General features: G+C 72.1%; 19 protein-coding genes and 1 other RNA gene. 16 read left to right on the forward strand and 4 right to left on the reverse strand.

The window, feature by feature from the left end:
• Positions 1–166 precede the first annotated feature (166 nt).
• Positions 167–3,628, forward strand: a complete 3,462-nt coding sequence (locus ACGFIE_RS18430) for an SNF2-related protein (protein ID WP_393296061.1) — start codon at positions 167–169, stop codon at positions 3,626–3,628.
• A complete protein-coding gene (locus tag ACGFIE_RS18435; RefSeq protein WP_393296063.1) occupies positions 3,628–4,527 on the forward strand; it encodes an SWIM zinc finger family protein in 900 nt (299 codons plus the stop codon). Before ACGFIE_RS18430 ends, ACGFIE_RS18435 begins: the two co-directional genes overlap by 1 nt.
• Before the next feature lie 4 nt (positions 4,528–4,531).
• Here the strand turns inward: ACGFIE_RS18435 and ACGFIE_RS18440 are convergent, their stop codons facing one another.
• Entirely contained in the window at positions 4,532–4,789 is a 258-nt protein-coding gene (locus ACGFIE_RS18440) for a DUF3040 domain-containing protein (protein WP_234586377.1), read from the reverse strand.
• A gap of 431 nt (positions 4,790–5,220) precedes the next feature.
• On the opposite strand from ACGFIE_RS18440, the gene ACGFIE_RS18445 reads away from it, so the two are divergent.
• From ACGFIE_RS18445 to ACGFIE_RS18465, 5 genes are read left to right on the forward strand one after another with little or no spacing between them, the layout of a single operon-like run.
• On the forward strand, positions 5,221–7,344 hold the full coding sequence (locus ACGFIE_RS18445; RefSeq protein WP_393296065.1) for a DUF1800 domain-containing protein: 2,124 nt from the start codon (positions 5,221–5,223) through the stop codon (positions 7,342–7,344).
• An 8-nt stretch (positions 7,345–7,352) separates the two neighbouring features.
• On the forward strand, positions 7,353–8,744 hold the full coding sequence (locus ACGFIE_RS18450) for a DUF1501 domain-containing protein (protein ID WP_363683313.1): 1,392 nt from the start codon (positions 7,353–7,355) through the stop codon (positions 8,742–8,744).
• Complete coding sequence (locus tag ACGFIE_RS18455; protein ID WP_363683311.1) at positions 8,741–10,159, forward strand: ferredoxin reductase family protein; 1,419 nt, start codon at positions 8,741–8,743, stop codon at positions 10,157–10,159. The genes ACGFIE_RS18450 and ACGFIE_RS18455 overlap by 4 nt, the downstream gene beginning before the upstream one ends.
• Before the next feature lie 11 nt (positions 10,160–10,170).
• Positions 10,171–10,770, forward strand: coding sequence for an FMN-binding protein (locus ACGFIE_RS18460; protein ID WP_393296067.1), 600 nt, complete (start codon positions 10,171–10,173; stop codon positions 10,768–10,770).
• Positions 10,771–10,819: 49 nt separating this feature from the next.
• Positions 10,820–11,542 carry an FAD:protein FMN transferase gene (locus ACGFIE_RS18465; protein WP_358102635.1) on the forward strand — a complete coding sequence of 241 codons (723 nt, stop codon included), beginning with the start codon at positions 10,820–10,822 and terminating at the stop codon, positions 11,540–11,542.
• A gap of 263 nt (positions 11,543–11,805) precedes the next feature.
• Here the strand turns inward: ACGFIE_RS18465 and ACGFIE_RS18470 are convergent, their stop codons facing one another.
• Positions 11,806–12,477, reverse strand: a complete 672-nt coding sequence (locus ACGFIE_RS18470) for a bifunctional DNA primase/polymerase (RefSeq protein ID WP_007463422.1) — start codon at positions 12,475–12,477, stop codon at positions 11,806–11,808.
• Positions 12,478–12,726: 249 nt separating this feature from the next.
• Between ACGFIE_RS18470 and ACGFIE_RS18475 the strand changes: the two genes are divergently transcribed.
• The 7 genes from ACGFIE_RS18475 (at position 12,727) to mctP (ending at position 19,454) form a co-directional block, all read left to right on the forward strand.
• Positions 12,727–13,953, forward strand: a complete 1,227-nt coding sequence (locus ACGFIE_RS18475; protein ID WP_393296069.1) for a helix-turn-helix domain-containing protein — start codon at positions 12,727–12,729, stop codon at positions 13,951–13,953.
• Positions 13,954–13,969: 16 nt separating this feature from the next.
• Positions 13,970–14,542 (forward strand): flavoprotein, encoded by a 573-nt coding sequence (locus ACGFIE_RS18480; protein WP_393296071.1) that lies wholly within the window; start codon positions 13,970–13,972, stop codon positions 14,540–14,542.
• A gap of 94 nt (positions 14,543–14,636) precedes the next feature.
• A complete protein-coding gene (locus ACGFIE_RS18485) occupies positions 14,637–15,509 on the forward strand; it encodes a Nif3-like dinuclear metal center hexameric protein (RefSeq protein ID WP_393296073.1) in 873 nt (290 codons plus the stop codon).
• Positions 15,499–16,236, forward strand: coding sequence for a zinc ribbon domain-containing protein (locus ACGFIE_RS18490; RefSeq protein WP_393296075.1), 738 nt, complete (start codon positions 15,499–15,501; stop codon positions 16,234–16,236). Before ACGFIE_RS18485 ends, ACGFIE_RS18490 begins: the two co-directional genes overlap by 11 nt.
• 3 nt (positions 16,237–16,239) lie before the next feature.
• Positions 16,240–17,397 (forward strand): bifunctional RNase H/acid phosphatase, encoded by a 1,158-nt coding sequence (locus ACGFIE_RS18495; protein WP_393296077.1) that lies wholly within the window; start codon positions 16,240–16,242, stop codon positions 17,395–17,397.
• A gap of 165 nt (positions 17,398–17,562) precedes the next feature.
• Complete coding sequence (locus tag ACGFIE_RS18500; RefSeq protein ID WP_363683299.1) at positions 17,563–17,805, forward strand: DUF3311 domain-containing protein; 243 nt, start codon at positions 17,563–17,565, stop codon at positions 17,803–17,805.
• Positions 17,805–19,454, forward strand: a complete 1,650-nt coding sequence (gene mctP / locus ACGFIE_RS18505) for a monocarboxylate uptake permease MctP (RefSeq protein ID WP_393296079.1) — start codon at positions 17,805–17,807, stop codon at positions 19,452–19,454. Before ACGFIE_RS18500 ends, mctP begins: the two co-directional genes overlap by 1 nt.
• A gap of 222 nt (positions 19,455–19,676) precedes the next feature.
• Here the strand turns inward: mctP and ACGFIE_RS18510 are convergent, their stop codons facing one another.
• Positions 19,677–20,129 carry a MarR family winged helix-turn-helix transcriptional regulator gene (locus ACGFIE_RS18510; RefSeq protein WP_393296081.1) on the reverse strand — a complete coding sequence of 151 codons (453 nt, stop codon included), beginning with the start codon at positions 20,127–20,129 and terminating at the stop codon, positions 19,677–19,679.
• A gap of 54 nt (positions 20,130–20,183) precedes the next feature.
• Between ACGFIE_RS18510 and ACGFIE_RS18515 the strand changes: the two genes are divergently transcribed.
• Complete coding sequence (locus tag ACGFIE_RS18515) at positions 20,184–21,416, forward strand: MFS transporter (protein WP_393296083.1); 1,233 nt, start codon at positions 20,184–20,186, stop codon at positions 21,414–21,416.
• Between the two features lie 108 nt (positions 21,417–21,524).
• On the opposite strand, the gene ACGFIE_RS18520 is transcribed toward ACGFIE_RS18515, so the two are convergent.
• Positions 21,525–22,286: a sulfite exporter TauE/SafE family protein gene (locus tag ACGFIE_RS18520; protein WP_393296085.1), complete on the reverse strand. Its 762-nt coding sequence runs from the start codon at positions 22,284–22,286 to the stop codon at positions 21,525–21,527.
• A gap of 127 nt (positions 22,287–22,413) precedes the next feature.
• Between ACGFIE_RS18520 and rnpB the strand changes: the two genes are divergently transcribed.
• An RNA gene (gene rnpB, locus ACGFIE_RS18525) (RNase P RNA component class A) lies at positions 22,414–22,830 on the forward strand.
• Positions 22,831–23,429 lie beyond the last annotated feature (599 nt).

Here is a 23,429-nt window from a genome sequence, read left to right on the forward strand (position 1 = left end):
TCGACGCTAGCCCATGCGTCCCCTCGCCGATCTTGCACTTTCGATGACGGGCATAACGGGCATGCAGCGCACAACGTCGACCGGAACCGCACGATCGCGCGAGGGGTGCGCCGGGGCCGCCGCGCGGCCGCCTATCCTGGGCGCGGGCGGCGACGAGGGGGAGTAGGTGCTGGTCATCCACGGGCTGTGGTTGCCCGGCTCTGGCTCGACCGCCGGCCTCGCCGTCTGGGCCGAGGACAGCGCCGCGCCGCCGCCCGCCGCCCGCTCCGGCCGGCCACCCCGGGAACGCCCGCACCCCTTCGCCGCCGGGCACGCCGACCTGGTCGCGGCCCTCGCCGACGCCGCCGAACCGGCCCGCCCGGCCACCGCGCTGCTCACCCTGCCCACCCGGGCGGGTGCACCGACCGACTCACCCGAACTGATCCGGACCACCGTCGCGCCCCCGGCCCGCAGCCGGCTCACCCTGGCCGCGTGGCGGGTGCCCACCCTGGTGTACGCCCCAGACGACGCCCTACCTCTCCTGCGTGCCCTGGACGACCTCCCGGCGGTGCCCGGGGCGACCCTGCGCCACCTCGCCGAGCTTGCCGACTTCGCCGTCGACCTGGTGAGCAGAGGCCGCGTCCTTCCCGGCGTCACAACGGCCGGCACCCAGACCCCGGGTGCCGCCGCGGTCGAGCCGACGGCCGACGCCCCGTCGCCGGACGCGCAAGCGCTGCTGTCGACGCACATGCAGGCGCCGATGCAGGTGCCGACGCAAGCGCAGGTGCCGGCGCGGGCGGTCTGGCGGCCGCTGCTGACCGGCACCGACGCCGGCTGGGCGCGGTCATTGGCACTGGCCCTGCCACCCGCCGCCCGAGCAGCGACGGCGTCCACGGCCGGCGCGTCCACGGCCACGGCCTCCACGGCCACGGCCGGCGTATCCACGGCCACGGCCTCCACGGCCACGGCCGGCGTGTCCACGGCCGGCGCGTCCGCGGCCTCCACGGCCGGCGCGTCCCTCGTCGCCGCTGTTCCGGCCGCCGCTGTCCCGCCCGCCCGAGGCGCTGGCGCGGCCCCGGCCCCCGCCTTCGCCACCTCGGGGTCCGACGATCCGGACGGGTCCGAGTTGACGGCCGCGGCGCTTGTCGCGGACGCGCTCGACGCACTCACCGACGCCGCCGCCCGGGCGGCCCTCGCGACCACGACCCTGGCCCGAGGAGTGCGCCCCGCTGGGCCCGCACCCGCCTGGCTGGCCGCGCTCGCCGGCCCTCGCCGCGACTTCACTGTCGACCAGGCGGCACTGAACATCCTCCGCGCCGAGCTGGACGACTGGCAGCGGGACGCGGCGGGCGGCGCGGTCCGGGCCAGCTTCCGCCTGGTCGAGCCGGCCCCCGACGAGGTCACCGAGCCGATCCTGGCCACCCGCCCGGTGCCCGGCGACCCGGCCGGGACGGCGGAGGTCGGCCTCGTCGGGGAGTCCCCGGTCGTCGGCGCGCGGTGGCGGCTGGAGTTCGGGTTGCAGGCGGCCGACGAGCCGGGCCTGCACATCGACGCCGCGGAGGTGTGGCGGGCGCACACGGTCGACGGACTCGCCGACCGGACGGCCAGCCCGCAGGAGACCCTGCTCGCCGAGCTGGGTCGGGCCAGCCGGCTCTGGCCCGACCTGGACGCCGCGCTGCGCACCGCCGCGCCCGAGGCGATGGAGCTGGACGTCGAGGGCGCGCACCGGTTCCTCAGCGAGGGCGCGCCCGTGCTGCACGCCGCCGGCTTCGGAGTGCTGCTGCCCTCCTGGTGGCAGCGCCCGTCGGCGCGGCTCGGCGCCCGGCTGCGCGCCCGCAGCCGGACCGCGCCCGGCACGGTGGCCGGTACCGAGGCCGGCGTCGGATTGGACGCGCTCGTCGACTACCGCTGGGAGATCGCGCTCGGCGACCAGCCGCTGTCCGCCGACGAGTTGGCGGCGCTGGCCGAGCTGAAGACCCCGCTGGTACGACTGCGTGGCCGGTGGGTGGAGCTGAACCCCGGTCGGCTCGCGGCCGGCCTGCGCCTGCTCCGCTCGACGGGCGAATTGAGCGTCGCCGACCTGTTACGCCTCGGGCTCGCCGACGGCGACGACACCGAGGCGTTGCCGGTGCTGGAGGTGACCGCCGACGGGGCGTTGGGCGACCTGCTCGCCGGTGCCGTCGAGCGCCGGCTCACGCCGCTGGACCCGCCGCCCGGTTTCCAGGGGACGCTGCGGCCGTACCAGCGGCGGGGTCTGGCCTGGCTGGCGTTCCTGCGGTCACTCGGCCTGGGCGGGGTGCTCGCCGACGACATGGGGTTGGGCAAGACGGTGCAGTTGCTGGCGCTGCTCGCCGGGGATCCGCCGGAGGCGGGGCCGACCCTGCTGGTCTGTCCGATGTCGCTTGTCGGCAACTGGCAGCGGGAGGCCGCCCGGTTCACCCCGGGGCTGCGGGTGCACGTACACCATGGGGCGGAGCGGGCGCGGGGGGCGGAGTTCACGACTGCCGCACACGGCGCGGACCTGGTCCTCACCACCTACTCGGTGGCCGCGCGCGATGCCGTGGACCTGGCCGGCATCGACTGGCACCGGGTGGTGGTGGACGAGGCGCAGGCGATCAAGAACGCCTCCACCCGGCAGGCCGAGGCGGTCCGCGCGCTGCCGGCCCGGCAGCGGGTGGCGGTGACCGGTACGCCAGTGGAGAACCGGCTCGCGGACCTGTGGTCGATCATGCAGTTCGCCAATCCGGGGCTGCTCGGCCCGGCGGCGACGTTCCGCAAGCGGTTCGCCGAGCCGATCGAGCGTCACGGCGACGCCGAGGCCGCCGAGCGGCTGCGCCGGATCACCGGCCCGTTCGTGCTGCGCCGGCTCAAGACCGACTCGTCCATCATCTCCGACCTGCCGGAGAAGCTGGAGATGGAGGTGCTCTGCAACCTCACCGCCGAGCAGGCCGCCCTGTACCGGGTGGTCGTCGACGACATGCTGGCCCGGATCGAGACCAGCGACGGCATCGAGCGACGCGGGCTGGTGCTGGCCACGATGACCCGGCTCAAGCAGGTCTGCAACCACCCCGCCCAGCTGCTGCGCGACGGCTCGGCGCTGGAGGGGCGCTCCGGCAAGCTCTCCCGGCTCACCGAGATCCTGGAGGAGGTGCTTGCGGCGGGGGAGCGGGCGTTGCTGTTCACCCAGTACGCGGAGTTCGGCGCGATGTTGCGCGGTCACCTGTCGGCGCGGTTCGGCCGGGAGGTGCTGTTCCTGCACGGTGGGCTCGGCAAGGCCGAGCGGGACGCCCTGGTGCAGCGCTTCCAGTCGGCGGACGGGCCGCCGCTGTTCGTCCTCTCCCTCAAGGCCGGTGGCACCGGGCTCACCCTGACCGCCGCGAACCACGTGGTGCACGTGGACCGGTGGTGGAACCCGGCGGTCGAGGACCAGGCCACCGACCGGGCGTTCCGGATCGGGCAGCGCCGGCGGGTGCAGGTCCGCAAGTTCGTCTGCGCCGGCACCGTGGAGGAGAAGGTCGCCGCGATGATCGCCGACAAGCGCGCCCTCGCCCAGCGGGTGGTGGGCACCGGCGAACAGTGGATCACCGAGCTGTCCACGGGTCAGTTGCGGGACCTGTTCGCCCTGGAGGCCGGGGCGGTGGTGGAGTGATGAGCACCGACCGTTTCGCCGACTACGGCCGTCCCCGCAAGGTCGACGGCGGACTGCGGGCACGCAGCGCCCGGGGCGCTATCGGCCGGTCCTGGTGGTCCCGGCGCTTCCTGGAGGTGCTGGAGTCGTTCGCGCTCGGCACCCGGCTGACCCGGGGCCGGTCGTACGCGCGGGCCGGTCAGGTGCTCCGGCTGGACATCGCGCCGGGTCGGGTCACCGCCCAGGTGCAGGGCTCGCGACCCCGCCCGTACGAGGTGTCCATCGCGCTGGCGGCGTTCCCGGCCGCGCTCTGGACCCGGATCGAGGACGAGCTGGCCGGGCAGGCGTTCTTCAGCGCCCGCCTGCTCGCCGGGGACCTGCCCGACGAGCTGGAGGAGCTGTTCGTGGCGGCGGGCGCCCCGCTGTTCCCGGCCGCCGTGGACGAGCTGACCCAGCGCTGCAACTGCCCCGACTTCGCGGTGCCGTGCAAGCACCTCGCGGCCACGTTCTATCTGCTCGCCGAGGCGTTCGACGCGGACCCGTTCGAGCTGCTGCACTGGCGTGGCCGCTCCCGCGCGGACCTGCTCGACGGGTTGCGCGCCCGCCGGGCCGAGGCCACCGGCGCGACCGTGCCTCCCGGACCGTCCACGCCGGACGCGGTTCCGTCGGTTGTGGACGCCGTGGACGTGCTGCCGCCGGTCGGTGCGGCCCGGGCGCTCGCCGGGCTGGCGGCCACCCCCCTCGCGGAGGCGGTGGACCGCTTCTGGGCGGCACCGGTGCCGCTTCCCGACCGGCCGCCCCGACTGGCGACCGGGCCGGATCTCCTGCTGCGCCAGCTCGGTCCGCCGGCGCCGGCCATCGGTGGGCCGGGCCTGCTGGAACGGCTGCGTCGCGCGTACCGGGCCTTCGGCCCGGGGTGAGCCGTCACGTCCACCGGCGGCGGAACCGCCACATGATCGCCGCGTTGGCCACCAGCACCACCGCGCAGATCGCCCCGGCCAGCCGGCCGGCGAACACGGCCATCGCCGGGAGCGACGCCCACAGCACGATGGTCAACAACATCAGGTAGCGGCCCCTGCGGGCTCGGACCCGGTGGTCCAGCCGGGCGAAGAAGGCCGGGTCACTCTCCCGGAGCTGACGGGTGATCTGGTCGAACCTGCGCTGATCCTCTTTGCTGAGCATGGCGCTGCCTTCCCCTCACGCGTTCAGCGGTTCGGCGGCATACCCGCTGCGGCGGCGGCTCACGCTCGCGCGCTCCTCCTACTTTTCCCCAGCGTGAGGACACTTCACGTACGGCTTAGCTGAGCCTTAAGTTTGCCTGTGGTGGTGAACGGCGCGGAACGTGTCGGGTACGGCGGCGCGGTCCGATCCGTACCCGGCTGCCGCACGTCCGCCCTGCTGGGAAGGTCGGAGCCCGACCCCGATCACCGCCTGGCCACGTACGCGGTGGTGAGGGCTGTCTTAAGTGCCCTCACCGGCGTGTTCGGCCCACCTTGAAGGCACCTGAGCGCTTGGTTACCTTGCCGTAGCAACCCCCTCAGGCAACAGTCGCCGCACCTGCCGCACCCGCTCGGTCGCAGCTTCCGGCGCTCATCAGAAATCGGGATTGGTACATGGCCGACCAGAATGTGCCACCACGTCGACCGCGGGACGACCGCGGCTGGGACGGACGCCAGCACCACACCTCGGACAGCTACGGCGACCCCACCGCGTCGTACGGATACGACTCGCCCCACCCCTACCAGGGCGGCTACCCGGCCCAGGGCGACCCGCGCGAGCAGTACGGCGACGGGTACGCGCACGCCGGACAGCCCGCCCCCGCCCCGCGTGGGCCGCAGTGGGTAGGCCCGGAGGGTCTGGGCCGCCCGGCCCCGGCACGTCCGGCCGGCGCCGGACTGCCCACCCTGGACGATGACGACGAGCCGGGCCGCAAGGTCGGCCGACGCAAGGCCATGGTCGCGCTCGGTGGCACCGCCGCCGTCGTGGCCGGTGGCGCGGCGCTGGCCATGACGCCGCAGTTCCGCAGCCTCTTCGGTGACGAGGCGGCCGCGGGCGACGCGACGGGCAGCACGGTCACCGACGGGACCGCGGCGCGTCCCAGCGGCCAGCAGCCCAGCACGGTGCGTACCTACACCGAGCAGAACGAGAGCTACATGGGCTCCCGGGCCGGCGAGGCGCTGAAGAAGAACGCGCCCAGCGGTGGCCGGACCTTCTCCGGCCCGGCCGCGGCCGCCGCGGAGACCAAGGTGACGGTCAAGACGGTGCTCGCCAAGGACCCGATCCTGCACCTGGCCCGGCGGACCACCTTCGGCGCGACCCCCGCCGTGGTCTCCGACATCAAGAAGCAGGGCATCGACGCCTGGCTCCGCGGGCAGCTCGACCCGGACAAGATCGAGCCGACCAAGGCCGAGCTGAAGCTCGCCGAGCTGCCCACCCAGACGCTCTCGGTGCAGCAGCTGCGGACCCAGCGGGACAAGCTCAACGAGCAGGGCGCCCAGCCGGAGCGCGAGGTCGTCGACGCCACCCTGGCCCGGCAGATCTGGTCGAAGCGCCAGCTGTTCGAGGTGATGGTCGACTTCTGGAACGACTTCCTGCACGTCGCCGCCGACTTCGACGGCGGCGAGGTGTACCGCACCTCGTTCGACAAGGACGTGGTGCGCAAGCACGCGCTGGGCAGCTACCCCGAGATGCTCGTCGCGGCGAACAAGCACCCCGCGCTGCTGATCTACCTGAACCAGAAGGACTCCCGCAAGGACGCCATCAACGAGAACCTCGCCCGGGAGAACCTGGAGCTGTACTCGGTGGGCGTCGACGGCGGCTACAAGGAGGGCGACGTCCGGCAGGCCGCCATGCTGCAGACCGGCCGTGGCGTCGACGACAAGGGCCAGTACGTCCTGCGCGTCAACCAGCACTACATGGGCAAGGTGAAGATCCTCGGCTTCACCCACGCCAACACGTTCGGCATCAAGGACGTCAACAACCCGACGGCCAAGGAGATCGCCGCCGTGGACGCGGCGATCGACAAGTACATCACCTACATCGCGATGCACCCCTCCACCGCGAAGTACGTGGCGCAGAGCCTCGCGACCCGGTTCGTCTCGGACACCCCGCCGAAGTCCCTCGTGGACCGGCTGGCCAAGATCTACACCAGCAACAACGGCTTGATCAAGCCGGTGCTGATGGCGCTGTTCAGCTCCTCGGAGTTCTGGGCGGCGGTGGGCCAGAAGGTGCGCCGGCCGATGGAGTACCTGGTGGCCACGTACCGCATCCTGGGCGTCTCGCCGGAGGCGTCGGCGAAGAACGACAACGGCGACAACAAGCGCACCCCGTTCGCCCGGGGCCTGCGGCAGATCCACGACAAGCTGCGCGAGCTGGGCCAGTACCCGATGGGTCAGCCCACCCCGGACGGCTACCCCGACGTCTACGTCGCGTGGACCTCGGCCGGCACGATGGTCAACGGCTGGAACGAGGCCGGCGAGATCATTGCCGGCTACCGCACCTCCTTCACGTACACGGCGCCGGAGAAGCTGGTCGCCAAGCCGCCGGCCACCGCCGGGGCGTACGTGGACGCGCTCGCCCAGCGGCTGGTCCACCAGAAGCTCACCGCCCGGGAGAAGAACCTGATCCTCGGCGTCGCCGGCGTCTCGGCGACCACCAAGGTCGATGCCACGTTCAACGGGGCCATCACCGCCGTCGCGCGGGCGATCCTCGCGTCCCCCCAGCACCACCTCCGGTGAGGCACCCGATGGAGAAGACTGTGTACAACTCTTTCCCCCTGCACCCCGAATGCCCCGACCTGGGGCGGCTGGCCGACAACCCGACCGAGGCCCTGCTGCGCGCCGAGGCCGACATCGTCGCCGCCGAGCAGGCCGCCGAGGCCGACCGCTACCGGACCCTGGAGGATCTGGAGGAGGCCCAGCAGGACGGTCGCGGTGTCACCCGGCGGACCTTCGTCGCCGGTGCCGCGGCCACCGCCACCGCGCTGGCCACGGCCCAGTTCGTCACCACCTCGGCGTCGTTCGCGGCGACCAAGACCGGCACCCTGATCCACGTCTTCCTCTACGGCGGGCTGGACGGGCTGAGCCTCGTCGCACCGGACAGCGACCCGGCACTGACCAAGGGCCGGCCCGAGCTGCTGCTCGGCAACGACTCGCTGGCCCTGGCCCGCGGCTTCAAGCTGACCAGTGCGTTCAAGCCGCTGGAGCAGTACCTCAAGGCCGGTCAGTTGGGCTTCATCCCGGCGGTTTCGGACGAGCGGCTGTCCCGTAGCCACTTCCAGGCCGCGGACGCCTGCAACCTGGGCGGTCTGCCGCACGAGACCGGCGGTCGGGGCTGGCTGGACAACCTGGTCGACCACCTCGGCACGGGCACCGCCTTCCGTGGCGTCGGCATCGGCAGCACGCTGCCCCGCTCGCTCGTCGGCAACAACGGCGCGCTGTCGCTGAACAGCGTCGGCTCGCTGCGGCTCAACGGCGACGACAAGTTCCGTGCCGCCACCGAGAAGGCGATCAAGGGGCTCTTCACCGGGATCAACCACCCGGTCGAGGAGGCCGTGCAGGACGGCATGGGCGCGCTCGCCACCGCGCAGAGGCTCGCCGCCAAGCCGTACCAGCCCGCCGCGGGTGTCAAGTACGAGGGCATCGGCAACGCCTTCCAGCAGCTCGCCCAGCTCATCAAGGGCGGCGCCAACGTCCGGGTCGCCACCGTCGGGATGGGTGGCTACGACACCCACGAGAACCAGGGCACCCAGGAGGGCGGTCAGCTGCACCGCCGACTGGGCGAGCTGGCCAGCGCGATGGCCGCCTTCTTCACCGACCTCGGCCCGCAGGCCGCCGACGTGACGATCATGGTGTCCAGCGAGTTCGGCCGGCGGGTCAGCTCCAACAAGGGCGGCACCGACCACGGGCACGGCGGCGTGGTCACCGTGCTCTCCGGCAAGAAGCTGGCCAGCTCTCTGCTGGGCACCTGGAACGGCCTGGACAAGTTGGACTCCGGCGACGTGCCGGAGTACAACAACATGTTCAACGTGTACGGCTCGGTGGCGCAGGGCCGGTTCGGCCTGACCAACGCGCAGGTGGAGAAGATGCTCTTCCCCGGCAGCGACCGGGCCTACAAGCCGATGAAGCTGTACGCGTGACGCATTCGCACACCCACGCCGCCGGCCGCCGCACCGGGACCTCGTCCCGGCACGGCGGCCGGTCGGCTGCACCCGTACCCCCGCAGATTCCGGCCCGGCGCGGACCCGGCGGCCGGCGGCTGCTGGCCGCGCTGCTCCTGGTCGGGCTGGTCGCCAGCGTGCTGCCCTGGTGGCTGGGCACGGCCGCCGGCTCGCTGCCGACCACCGCGGCCACCGTCACCGCGGCCGGCCGGATCACCGGCCTGATCGCCGGCTACCTGCTGCTCGTGCAGGTGCTCATGATGAGCCGTCTGTCGGTGCTGGAGCGGTGGATCGGCGGCGAGCAGCTCGCCCGCTGGCACCGCGACATCGGCGCGACGCTGCTGGTCGCCGTGTTGTCGCACGTGTCGCTGATCCTCGTCGGGTACGCCGACCTGCGGAACCACTCGATCTTCGCCGAGGTGGGCACGCTGCTCGGCGACTACGAGGACATGCTCTCGGCCTTCGTCGCCGCCGGCATCATGCTCGTGGTCGGCTTCAGCAGCATCCGGGCGATCCGTCGGGCGCTGCCCTACGAGGTGTGGCACCTGCTGCACCGGTCGAGCTACCTGGTGCTGCTGCTCGGCTACGGGCACCAGTTCAGCCACGGCGCGCAGCTCTACAAGCCGGGCCCGGTGCGGACCGGCTGGATCGCCCTGTACCTGCTGGTGGTCGCCGCCCTGCTCTGGGGCCGGGTGATCGCGCCGCTGGCGTTCAACATGCGTCATCGGCTGCGGGTCGCCGACGTGGTCGCGGAGAGCCCGGACACGGTCTCCATCTACCTCACCGGGGATCGGCTGGGCCGGCTGGAGATGCTCGGTGGGCAGTACTTCCGCTGGCGCTTCCTCACCCCCGGCAGTTGGTGGCAGTCGCACCCGTTCTCCGTCTCCGCCGCCGCCAACGGCCGCTGGCTGCGGCTCACCGTCAAGGTCGTCGGCCGGCACACCGCCGACCTGCGCGACCTCGACCCGGGAACCCGGGTCTGGGCCCACGGCCCGTCGGGCACCTTCACCGCGGCGCACCGGGTGCGCGAGCGGGCGCTGCTGATCGCCGGCGGCAGCGGCATCACGCCCATCCGGGCCATGCTGGAGGAGCTGCCGCCGGGCGCCGCCCTGATCTACCGGGCCCGTACGCCTGCCGACGTGCTGCTCAGCCGGGAACTGGACTGGCTGGCCCAGGAACGCGACACGTCGATCTGGTACGTCATCGGCTCCCGCGACGACCCCGGTCCCCGCCAGCTCATGAGCCCGGACGGGCTGCGCCAACTGGTGCCCGACGTGGCCCGGCGCGACGTCTACCTGTGCGGGCCGCCCGGGCTGGTGGAGCAGTCGGTGCGCGCGCTGCGCCGTGCCGGCGTGCCCCGCCGGCAGATCCACCTGGCCACGTTCGAGCTGTAGGAAGGCATCGCATGCGTCGCGCGTTGTTCGCGATCACCGGTCTGGCCGCCAGCACCACCGCCCTGGTGGTGCTCAAGGGCTCGCCGGGCACCACCCAGGTCGCCCAGAACCTGCCCACCGCGCAGCCGGTCAACCCGACCCCGCAGAACGTCGACCCGAGCGCCGACCCGGCCGTCGACCCGACGGGCGCCGCGCCGAAGCCGTCGGTGGCCGCCGGCCCGCCGTCGTCGTCGCCCAAGCCGACCAGGACCACCGCGCGGCCGTCGGGCACGAAGACCACCGCGAAGGCCCCGAGCGCGCCGCGCACCACCACCAAGGCGCCCCAGTCGACAACCCGCCGGGTGACCGGATCGGAAGTGAAGAACGAGTACGGGTACGTGCAGGTGCAGATCGTGGTCTCCGGCAACAAGATCGTCGACGTGGTGACGTTGCAGCTGCCCAGCGGTGGAGAGTCCGACATCCACAGCGGCGACGTCCGGACCATGTACAACGGCTCCGGCGGTGAGGTGGTGCAGAAGCAGAGCGCCAACCTCAACACCGTCTCCGGCGCCACCGAGACCAGCAACTCGTACAAGCAGTCACTGCGGGCCGCGATCGAGCAGGCGTTCTGACGTGCCGGCGGCGATGATCCGACCCGGCCTGTGCCGGGTCGAGCAGATCATGGGTACGGCGATCACCCTGGACCTCGCCGACGACCTGCCCCCCGCGCGGCTGCACGAGCTGGCCGACGACGTCTTCGCCTGGATGCGCGAGGTCGACGCCCGGTTCAGCACGTACAAGGCGGACAGCGAGGTGTGCCGCTTCGACCGGGGCGAGGTGCTGCTCTCCGAGGCGTCGACGGACCTGCGCTTCGTGCTGGAGGCGTGCGCCGACCTGTGGGGCGCCACCGACGGGTTCTTCGACGCGTACGCCACCGGACGGCTCGACCCGTCCGGGTTCGTGAAGGGCTGGGCGGCGCAGGTCGCCTCCGACCGGCTGCTCGCCGCCGGAGCGGCGAACCACTGCGTCAACGCCGGCGGCGACGTACGCGTGCGTGGCTTCTCGCCGGCCGGCGAGCCGTGGCGGATCGGCATCCGGCACCCCTGGGACGCGATGGCGACGTGTCTGGTGCTGGCCGGCACCGACCTGGCCGTGGCCACCTCCGGCGTGTACGAGCGGGGCCGGCACGTGCTGGACCCTCGCCGGGGCGCGCCGGCCAGCGGGCTGCGCTCGGTGACCGTGGTCGGCAGCGACCTCGGCGTCGCCGACGCCTACGCCACCGCAGCCCTGGCCATGGGGGCGGCGGGAATCGGCTGGCTGGACCGTCTCGGCGACCACACGCACGCGGTCGTCACCGACGACGCCCGCCAGTTCCACTCCACCGCGCTCCCGCTGACGGTCTAGCGCAGCGGACGATGGGTGCCGGCGGGACGGGTGCCGGTGGGGCGGGGCCGCCCGGGGCGCGAGCCGGCCGGGCGGGTGCCCGCCCAACGGTGCCGCGGGTGGCTGCGACGGGGCGGTTCGGTGCCGCCGGGATACGGCGACCTGTCGTGTGTGGACATCGTTCCCCCGTTCGTGGCGCGCGTTCGCGCGGTCACCTGCTCAACGAGCGCCGGCCGCCCGGCGACGCTGTCGGCCACCGGATCGAATCGTCGGCCGGGGCCGGGTCACCTACCCCGGCGAGGCAGCGGCAGGTGACCGGGGAGCAGGTCGGGTGCGAGCGTCACCCCGCTGGCCCGCAGCGCCTCGATCAGGGTGTTCTGCACCAGGTAGGAGTCGGGGAGCTGCCAGCGGGCCTGCTCCGGGGCGACCGCCCAGCGGACGGTCCCCTCGGGCAGCCGGGTGGGCGGCGCCGGGATCCACGAGCCCGGCCCGTGCCGGACGACGTGGAAGCAGTGCTCCAACTCCGGTCGGAGCGGGTCGCCGGGACGGACCAGGAACATCCACCGGCCGGTGGGCGTGACGAGCACGGGTCCGCGTACGCCGGTGCCGGCCGGGTGGACCTGCACGGCGTCGAGCACGTGCCGGCCGAGGTGGGCCGGCACCTCCAGCACGTCGAAGGTCCGTCCGGTGGGCAGCAGCACACCGTGCGGGCGGGTGCGCCACCAGGTGGCCACCCGGGCCGGGTCGGTGGTGGCGGCCAGCTCCCAGTTCTCCAGGGCGGGGTGGCAACCCACAGTGGGGCAGCCGGCCCGACCGCACACGAACCTGCTGCGGGCGAGGCAGGCGCCGGGCGTCACCTCCCAGCCGTGTACGGCGTACCGGATGGCGACCCGGCGCAGCCGGACGCGTTCCAGCGGCGACAGTTCGGCGACGCGCGGTACGACGTTCCCCCACATGTGTGCCATCTCCCCTCGTTGGGCCCGGCGAACGCCAGGTCGCATGTCGAGCACCGTCACTGCCGTAACCCACGATCGTTGAGGTTGACGAACGGCTCGTGCAACTTGCACGAAAGTTACGAGGACTGGCTGTCCGACTGACGTACAGGCTGTGCGACCAGCGAAAACTTCAAGACGGACGACTGATCGCCGCACCCGCGGACATCGTCGGCACCCGATGGGTGGCGACGGCAGGGGAGGGATGGGGAGATGGACGAGCTACCCATTGGGCGGCGAGTGGCCTACTGGCGGGGGCGCCGCAAGATGTCGCAGCAGGTCTTCGCCGACCGCCTGGGCAAGTCGAAGAGCTGGGTGGACAAGGTCGAGCGGGGCGTCCGCCGGCTGGACAAGTTCTCCGTCCTCTACGAGATCGCCGACATCCTCCAGATGGACGTGCAGTTGCTGATGGGCCGGGACCCGGAGCGGCGTACCGACGGGTTGAACTGCATCGACCAGGTCGAGGTGCAGGAGATCCGGGCGGCCCTGGAGCGGTACGACTCGATGAGCGCCTACTTCGACGCCGTGCCGTACCCCCCTCCGCTCGACGACATGCGCAAGGCCGTCAACCACGCCTGGCTCACCTACCAGTACGGCCGCTACGGGATGCTCACCCGGGCGCTGCCGAAGCTGCTGCGCGACGCTCAGGCGGCCGACGCCGCCTACGGGGGAACGCAGGCGCCGGAGGCGGCCCACCTGCTCGGGCAGGTGTACCAGATCGCCTCGTCGGTGCTGCGCAAGCTCGGCGAGTTCGAGCTGGCCTGGCTGGCCGCCGACCGGTCGATGGCGGTGGCCCAGCGGGCCGACGACCCGCTGCTGGCAGGCATCGCCACCACCCGGGTCTGCAACGCCCTGGTCGCCATGGGCCGGGCCCGACCGGCGCTGGAGCTGAACGTCCAGATCGCCAACCGGCTGGCGCCGGGCGGCAGCAACGAGGTCTCCCCGGCCCGGCTGTCCGTCTACGGGATGCTGCTGTTGCAGGGGGCGATGGCCGCGTCCCGGATCGGCGACTCGGCAAGCGTCGACGACCTGATCAACTGTGCGCAGGAGGCCGCCACGCTGCTCGGCGGGGACCACAACCACTACTGGACCTCGTTCGGCCCGACGAACGTCGAGCTGCACCGGGCCGCCGCCGCCGTCGAGTTGGGAGACGGGGGCCGCGCCGTCGAGGTGCACGTACGCATCGTGGAGCCCGCCTTCAACGCGTTGCTGCCCGAGCGCCGCGCCCACCACCTGCTCGACATCGCCCGGGGGTACGCCCAGATCGGCGACGTGGCGAACGCCGGCGAGATGTTGCTGCTCGGCGACCGGCTCGCGCCGTCGGAGATCCGCTGCCGGCCCATCGCGCACGAGGTGATGTCGGACGTCCTACGTCGCACACGTGGTGCGCCGCCTTCTCCGATAGCGGAGTTGGCTGAGCACATGGGAGTAGGGGTATGAGCGCGGAGCCGGCTTGGTGACCGGCGCACCACGCACCAGCGAGCGCCGTGCGGTGCTCTACGTCATCGCCTGCGGTTCGCCGCTGGCCCGCCACGTCGGTCGTCTGGTCGACCTGGCCCAGTCGGACGACTGGGACGTCTGCGTGATCACCACGCCGGACGGCGCCAAGTTCGTCGACCAGCCGGCCCTGGTGCGGCAGACCGGCCACCCGGTGCGGACGCACTACAAGAAACCCGGTGACCCGGACGTGCTGCCGCCGGCCGACGCCATGATCGTCTGCCCGGCGACAGTGAACACGGTGAACAAGTGGGCCGCCGGCATCGCCGACACCCTCGCTCTCGGGTTGCTCGTCGAGGCACAGGGCAAGGGCGTTCCGATCGTCGCGGTGCCGTACACGAATGTCGCGATGGCCGCCCACCCGGCGTTCCGGGCCGGCGTGGCCCGGCTGGCCGACTGGGGCGTCACGGTGCTCTTCGGTGACCATGTGGTCGCCCTGCACCCGCCCGGAACGGGTGAACAACATCTGCACGCGTTCCCCTGGCAGATGCCGCTGGCCGCGCTGCGGACCGTCGCGTACCGGGCCGCCTGAGCGTCCGGCGGTCGCCTCGGCCGGCTCGACGGACCGGCGCGGTCGGGCCGGGCGTCGCCGCCCGAAGCTCCCCGCGCCGGTAAGCTGGCCCGCCGTGAGCATCAGCGCATCCACAGCCACGGTGACGGACGTCGTCGCCGAGTTGGAACGGCGCTACCCGCCGAGCTGGGCCGAGGAATGGGACCGCGTCGGCCTGGTGCTCGGCGAGCCGAGCGCCCCGGTCCGGCGGGTGCTCTGCGTGGTCGACGTGGTTCCCGAGACGGTCGCCGAGGCGCTCGCCGTCGGCGCGGACATGATCGTCGCGCATCACCCGCTGCTGCTGCGGGGGGTCTCGTCGGTCGCCCCGACGACAGTCAAGGGGCGGATCGTCCACCAGCTCATCCGGGCCGGCGTGGCGCTCTACGTGGCGCACACCAACGCCGACGTGGCGTCCCCCGGCGTCTCCGACGCCCTCGCCGCCCGGTTCGGCCTGACCGGGCTGCGTCCGTTGCAGCGACCGGCGACCGGCTCGCCCGCCCATGGCGACGACCGGGGCATCGGCCGGATCGGGGAGCTGCCCCGTCCGATGACACTCGCCGAGCTGACCCGGCACGCCGCCGCCGTGCTCCCCGTCACGTCCTGGGGAGTTCGCGCCGCGGGGGATCCCGGGCGTATGGTTCGTACCCTCGCCGTCAGCGGCGGGTCGGGGGACAGCTTCCTCGGCGCCGCGACCGCCGCCGGGGTGGACGCGTTTCTCACCTCCGACCTGCGGCACCATCCGGCCAGCGAGCACCTCGCCGCCGATGGTCCCGCCCTGATCGACGCCGCTCACTGGGCGACCGAACGACCGTGGCTGGACGACCTGGCCGCCCTCCTCCGAGAGGCGCCGGGCGTCGAGACGCTGGTGTCCGACCTGGACACCGACCCGTGGACCGTGCACGCCGCCGCACCCGTTGTGGACGACAAGGAGCCCGACCGTGAAGGCTGACCCCCAGGTCCAGCGCCGCCTGCTCGACCTTCAGGCGATCGACACCAACCTCGCCCAGCTCGCGCACCGCCGCCGGTCGCTGCCGGAGCGGGCCGAACTGGAGGCGCTGGCCCGGGAGCTGTCGTCGCTGGAGGACGAGCGGGTTCGCGCCCAGGTCGCGGTCGACGACCTGGACCGGGACATCGCCCGCCTGGAGAAGGACGTCGAGCAGGTGCGGGCCCGCAAGGAGAAGGACCAGAACCGGCTCGCCGCCGGCACCGGTCCGGCCCGCGAGCTGGAGGCGCTCCAGCACGAGCTGGCCTCGCTCAACAGGCGCCAGGGTGACCTGGAGGACGCCGAGTTGGAGCTGATGGAGCAGCGCGAGACCGCGCAGAGCGTGCTGGACGGCGTGGAGCAGCGGTTGGCCGACGCCCGGGAGAAGCGCGCCGCCACCGAGCAGCGCCGCGACGACGCGCTCGCCGAGATCGCCAAGGAGGAGGAGTTCAAGCGGGGCGCCCGGCAGCCGCTCGCGGCCGACCTCCCCGCCGAGCTGGTCACCCTCTACGACAAGATCCGCGCGGACACCGGGCTGGGCGCGGCCCTGCTCACCGCCGGCCGCTGCGGTGGCTGCCGGCTGGACCTCTCCGGCGCCGACCTGGCCCGCATCCGCAAGGCCGCCCCGGACGACGTGGTCCGCTGCGAGGACTGCCGACGGATCATGGTCCGTACCAACGAGTCGGGCCTGTAGGTCGTGGCGCCGCGCGTGGTCGTCGTCGAGGCCGACGGTGGGTCCCGGGGCAATCCGGGGCCGGCCGGCTACGGCGCGGTGGTGCGCGACTCGGAGACCGGCGAGGTGCTCGCCGAGCGCTCCGAGTCGCTGGGCACGGCTACCAACAACGTCGCCGAGTACCAGGGGCTGATCGCCGGTCTGCGGGCCGCCGCCGACGTGGACGCCGCCGAGGTGGACGTCCGGATGGACTCCAAGCTGGTGGTCGAGCAGATGTGCGGCCGGTGGCAGATCAAGCACCCCGGCCTGCGTCCGCTCGCCGCCCAGGCGGCCACCCTGGTGGGCCGCTTCGACGCGGTCCGCTTCACCTGGATCCCCCGCGAGCAGAACCGGCACGCCGACGCGCTCGCCAACGCCGCCATGGACGCCGCCGCCGGCCGACCCACCCCGCCGGCCTCCCTCGGCGCACCGGCCTCGGCCAGCGCCCCGACCGGGGGCGCCTCGACGGGCAGCGACCCGGCGACCGCGCCGGCCTCCTGGGAACCCCGGCCGAGCTTCACGGCCACCCGCCTGATCCTCGTGCGCCACGGCGAGACCGCGTACACCGAGCAGGGCCGCTACTCCGGCCGCGGCGACGTGCCGCTCTCCGAGCGCGGCCGGGCACAGGCCCGCGCCACCGCTGCCCGGGTGGCCGCGCTGGCCCCGTCCGTCGCGGCCGTGCTCAGCTCACCCCTTTCCCGGTGTACGGCCACCGCCGCCGCGATCGCCGGGGCGATCGGTGACGTGCCCGTGCGTACCGAGGCCGACCTGATCGAGTGCGACTTCGGTCAGTGGGAGGGGCGCACCTTCGCCGAGGTACGCCAGCAGTGGCCGGGGGAGATGGACGCCTGGCTCGCCTCGCCACGGATCGCCCCGCCCGGTGGGGAGTCGTTCACCCAGGTCGCCGAACGTGTGCACCGGGTCGTCGGCGCGCTGCCGAAGGCGTACCCCGGGGAGACCGTGGTGGTCGTCTCGCACGTCTCGCCGATCAAGCTTGCGCTGCGCGACGCCCTCGCCGCCAGCGACGCCTTCCTGCACCGGCTCTTCCTGGACGCGGCCGGCATCTCGGTGCTCGACATGTGGCCCGACGGCGGCATCGCGGTACGCACGGTCAACGACACCGCGCACCTCGCCGCCCTCTGAGCCGGCACATCCCAACCCAGCTGGCCGACCGGCCGGTCGCGCCGTTCGGCGCAGCCGGTCGGCCGTTCGGCGCAGAGCCGTCCACGCGCTGATCGTGACGGCGGTCAGAGAGTCGTAGCCTCCGGCCGTTACATCGCGTGCCACGACTCCCCGGAGGTGTGTCAGATGCCTGCACCGGAACCGGAGGCGCCCACCACGGCGCCGACCCGGGCGAAGGACCACAGTCCCTGGAACTGGTTGCTCTTTCTCCCCATCCTGGTGCCGCTGATCCCGGCGTTCTTCAACAGCGACGCGCCCCGGATCTTCGGGTTCCCGCGTTACTACTGGCTGCAACTGGCCTGGATCCTGCTCGGCGTCTCCACCACGACGCTTGTGTACCAGATGACGAAGAAGCGGGGAGGCCGCTGATGTGGCGCGACCATCTCACCGAGATCATCGTCTTCTCCGTGCTGTTCCTGCTGGTCAGCGCGATGGGCTTCGTCGCCGCGCGCTGGCGGCGGCCGACCGACATGGCGCACCTCGACGAGTGGGGGCTGGGCGGGCGCAGCTTCGGCGGCTGGATCACCTGGTTCCTGGTCGGCGGTGACCTCTACACCGCGTACACCTTCGTGGCGGTGCCGGCGCTGATGTTCGGGGCCGGAGCGGCCGGGTTCTTCGCCGTGCCGTACACGATCGTCGTCTACCCGCTGGTCTTCCTGGTGCTGATCCGGCTCTGGTCGGTCTCGCACCGGCACGGCTTCGTCACCCCGGCCGACTTCGTCCGTACCCGGTTCGACTCGCCGGTGCTGGCGCTGCTGATCGCGATCACCGGCATCGTGGCCACGATGCCCTACATCGCGCTGCAACTTGTGGGCATCGAGGCGGTCCTGAAGACGATGGGCGTCACGGGGGAGAGCACCCTGGCCCGGCACCTGCCGATCATCATCGCGTTCGCCATCCTGGCCGCGTACACCTACCAGTCGGGGCTGCGCGCACCGGCGCTCATCGCGTTCGTCAAGGACAGCCTGATCTACGTCGTCATCCTGGTGACGGTCATCTACCTGCCGTACAAGCTCGGCGGTTGGGGTGACATCTTCGACGCCGCGGACGCGAAGTTCCAGGCGTCACCGAACCCGAACGACGGCATCCTGCTCAACGGCAACAACCAGTTGCAGTACGTCACGTTGGCGTTCGGCTCGGCTCTGGCGCTGTTCCTCTACCCGCACAGCATCACCGGCGTGCTGGCCAGCCGCAACCGCGACGTGATCAAGCGCAACATGTCCGCGCTGCCGGCGTACAGCCTGCTGCTCGGTCTGATCGCGTTGCTCGGCTACATGGCCATCGCGGCCGGGGTGAAGCCGCTGCCGGGGGCGTCGGCGGGCAGCGTCGACAACAACACGATCGTGCCGCTGCTGTTCGACAAGCAGTTCCCGGACTGGTTCGCCGGCGTCGCGTACGCGGCGATCGGCATCGGCGCGCTGGTGCCGGCCGCGATCATGTCGATCGCGGCGGCGAACCTGTTCACCCGCAACATCTACAAGGAGTATCTGAAGCGGGACGCCAGCCCGGCGCAGGAGGCGAACGTCTCGAAGATCACCTCGCTGGTGGTCAAGGTCGGGGCCGTGGCCTGCATCGTGTTCCTCGACCCGCAGTTCTCGATCGACCTCCAGCTCATCGGCGGCGTGATCATCCTCCAGACGCTGCCGGCCGTGGCGCTGGGCCTCTACACCCGGTGGTTCCACCGGACCGCCCTGATCGCCGGCTGGGTCGCCGGCATGGGGCTCGGCATGTGGATGCTCTACCAGGTGGCCAGCCCGACGAAGAAGCACTTCGGCGGTTCCGCGTTCCCGTTGGAGAAGTTCGGCTTCGACACGCCCAAGACGATCTACGTGGGCATCGTGGCGGTGCTTGTCAACCTGGCGGTCGCCGCCCTGCTGACGCTGATCCTGCGGGCCACCAGGGTGTCCGAGGGCGTCGACGGCACCACGCCTGACGACTACTTCGCCGACGAGGGCGACCCCCGCGTCACCCCGGGCGTCGAGCGCGACGCCGACTCGGCCCGCGAACCGGTCGCCTGACCTCGCGTACGCCCAGGCGGGCCGCGTCGGTGTGGCCTGGGCGGGCCGCGCGGCGTGATTGACGTCCGGGCGAGCCGCCGCCGGGACGGGCGGGCCTCGTTCGGGCCCTTTGGAGCTGATGTCGCCGACGAATCAGGCACGGCCCGCCTGGGGCGCGGCCCGCCTGGGGCACGGCCTGCCTGGGGCACGGTCCGCCTGGGGCGCGGGTCAGCGGCGGCGCGGTCAGCGGTTGCGGTTTATCAGGGCGTGGTTGAGGCGGCCCAGCAGGGTCGCCAGGCTGGCCCGGTCCTCGGCGCTCCAGCCGGCCAGCATGTCCCCGTAGAGCCTGATCCGGGCGGCCTGCACGGCTGCCATCCGCTGTAGCCCGGCCGGGGTGGGGGAGATGACAGTGCCCCGGCCGTCCGTCGGGTCGGGGGCGCGGACGATCAGGCCGTCGCGCTGCAGGGCGGAGACCTGCCGGGTCACCGTCGAACCGTCCAGGTTGAGCCGCGCGGCGAGGGCCGAGACGTTCTGCGGGCCGGCGGAGTCCAGGTGCCGCAGGATGACGTACGCCGCCCGGTCCAGCACCCGGTGCTCGTCGGTGCCGGTGGCCCGCCGGGTTGCCTCGCCGAAGCGCATCAGCAGGGCCACCTCGGTCTCGATGTGGCCGAGGGTGCTCTCGTGGTCGTCGCTCATAGCTGTATGATACAGAATAACTACCTGTACGATACAGCTACTTGGGGAGTCGGAGTGGATCGGAGTTCCGAACCGAACCGCAGTGCCATCTACGCCACCACACTTGTGGCCTTCCTCGCCATCGCCGGCATCGCCGTCGTCGACCCGATCCTGCCGGCCATCGGCGAGGCGATCGGGGTCACCGCCTGGCAGGTCGAGCTGCTGTTCACCGCGTACATCGCGGTCATGGCCCTCGGCATGATCCCGGCGACGCTCGCCAGCGGCCGCTTCGGTTTCAAGCCGGTGCTGATCGCCGGTGTCTCGGTGGTCGGGCTGGCCGCCATCCTCGCCTCGTTCAGCGACAACATCGTGCAGCTGTCCGTGCTGCGCGGCGTCTGGGGGCTGGGCAACGCGATGTTCTTCGCCACCGCCATGGTGGTGCTCGTCAACCTGGCCATCGACCGGGAATGGGTCGTCGGCCTCTTCGAGACAGCCCTCGGCCTCGGCTTCGCCGTCGGCCCGCTGATCGGCGGCCTGCTCGGCCAGGTCTCCTGGCGGCTGCCGTTCTTCGTCTGCGGCGTGTTCATGGTCCTCGCCCTCGGTGTGGCCGCCCGCAAGCTGCGCGAACCCACCAACCGGCAGGCTCCGGTACGCGTCGGCCAGATCTTCGCCACCTACCGCAAACCGGCGTTCATCGCCCTCTGCGTGGTGACCGCCGCGTACAACTTCGTGTTCTTCGTCGTGCTCGGCTACACGCCGCTCTTCCTGGGCCTCGACGTCGTCCCGCTGGGGCTCGCGTTCACCGGCTGGGGCCTCGGCCTGGCCACCGGCATCCTGGTGATCGGCCACCGGCTGGCCCACCGGATCGGCGCGGTGCAGACCGTCGGCGTGGCCATCGCCGGCCTGCTGGTCTGCATGGTCCTCTTCGCGACCTCCACCAGCACCGCCGAGGCGCTCGTGGTGCTCGTGCTCGCCGGCCTCTGCATGGGCCTGGCCAATGCCAACCTCACCGACCTGGCGCTCGGCCTCGGCTCCAGCGACCGCAGGCTCGCCACCGGCGCGTTCAACCTGGTCCGCTGGGGGGCCGCAGCGCCCGCGCCGATCATCTCCGGCAAGCTCGCCGAGCGCTCACTGGCGCTGCCCTTCTGGGTCGGCTTCGGGGTTCTCGCCGTCGGCGTGCTTGTCTACCTGGCGTTCGCCCACGTGATGGCCGCCGGCTACGGCGAGCGGGTGCTGTGGTCCCGCTGGAACCGCAGCGCCGCGAGCGCCGAGAACACCGCCGAAGAACCGGTAGGCGAGGCCTACTGACCCGGGCTCGTTTTCAAGATCCGCACGCTTTACCGGGAAACCGCTGCTTCAGCTCACGCTGACACGGCGGTTTCCCGGAAAGCCGTGCGGATCTTGGCGTCGGGCCGCTCAGGTCAGCGCGCGATAGAGCAGGTAGAGGCCGATCGTCGTACCGAACACCACGATCAGCGTCTTGAGCACCACCGGCGGCAGCCGACGGACCAGCCGGGCGCCCGCGTACCCCCCGATCAGGGTGGCCGGCGCGACCACCGCGACGGCCGCCCAGTTCAACGGGCCGAACAGGGCGAACACCACGAGCGTCGTGAGCCCCACGATCGCGGAGAGCAAATTCTTGATGGCGCTCACCCGCGCCAGCGTCGCGTCCAGCACCAGCGCCAGGCCGGCGACGAGCATCACCCCGAGCGCCGCGCCGAAGTATCCGCCGTACACCGAGCCGAGCGCGACCATCGTCTGCACCGCGACCGTCCGCTGTCGCGGCGACAGGTCGCGGGGGTGGCCGACCAGCCGGCGCAGCGGGTCCTGGAAGGCCAGGACCGCTGTCGCGCCGAGGACCAGAAAGGGTACGACCAGCTCGAACGCGCGGGCCGGCGTGGCCAGCAGCAGCAACGCCCCGACGATCGTGCCGACAATGGTGGTCGGCACCAGCGTGGCAAGCGCCCGGGGGCGCGGCAGGTCCATGCGGCTGCCCGCCACGCTCGCCACGTACCCGGGGAACACGGCGACGGAGTTGCTCACGTTCGCCGGCACCGGCGGCAACCCGATCGCGATCAGCGCCGGGAACGTGATCAGTGAACCGCCACCGGCCACCGCGTTTACCGTGCCAGCGGCGAGACCGGCGGCGAGCAGCAGCGCGGCGTGGGAGAGATCCATAGCCCCACGAGGCTAGCGCCCGCCTCCCGGGGCAGATCCGCCGGACCGCCCTTGAGCAGCGCGATCTTGTTCAAGCGGGGCGGCAATACCGGCGGCACGCTCGTCGTTAGGATGGGAGCGCGACGGACGAGTCGACCGGGCGGTCGCGTCGGCGGGCTCCGGCCCGCCGCCGAGGAACGTCCGGACTCCACAGGGCAGGGTGGTTGTTAACGGCAACCCGGGGTGACCCGCGGGACAGTGCCACAGAAAACAGACCGCCGACCCCCAACGGGGACGGTAAGGGTGAAACGGTGGGGTAAGAGCCCACCAGCACCCCGGGTGACCGGGGTGGCTCGGTAAACCCCACCCGGAGCAAGGCCAAGCAAGGGCAGTCACCGCAAGATGACGACCCGGCGCAGACGCTTGAGGGCTGCCCGCCCGATGTCTGCGGGTAGGCCGCTGGAGCCTGCCGGCAACGGCAGGCCGAGATGGATGGCCGCCGCCGGCGCAAACCCCTCGGGGTACGCGCCGCGCACAGAATCCGGCGTACAGGTCGACTCGTCCGTCGCCCACCAGGTCGCAGCCACTACCAGGGCTGTGACCCGGTCGTATTTCATGCCATCTATAGCTGTTGATGGTCATCATCGGTGGACGTTTGACGCTCTGGGGAGGCCCTGACCCCCTGGATGCGACCTGATCTTGGAGATGCACGGCTGGCCCTCCAGGGGGCAGCGGTCGTATTAGGCGTCACCTAGGCTGATCTGCTTGGTCAAGTTCGACGTCCGGAGAGTGATGATCGATGTGGGCTGCTGAACCTGGGCTTCCATTACCCTTGCCTACTCTCGCGTCTCCCGATGAGGCGGGAATGATTTCATCGAGTCAGCCAACTCCGTTGCCCTCGGTAACGCTTTCACCGTCGGACCCCGTTTCGTTTGTAGGCGCTCCCGTCGATCCGTCCACCTTTCTGTCAGCGCTTACGGGGACGACTGCTGCCCTCGTCGCCATCATCGGCGGTTTGCTGGTTGCCCGCTTCATCGGTCTGGATAGTGAGCAGCAGGGGGCGCAGCGGGTGCTTGAACACGCCGAGGACCGGCTTGCGCTAACTTGATCTTTAACCTGTCGGGCGGTGGCATCGACCCCGGCTGATCATGGAGACAGCCCTTG

It is taken from the genome of Micromonospora sp. NPDC049275, from assembly GCF_043197115.1.
Taxonomy (GTDB): Bacteria; Actinomycetota; Actinomycetes; order Mycobacteriales; family Micromonosporaceae; genus Micromonospora.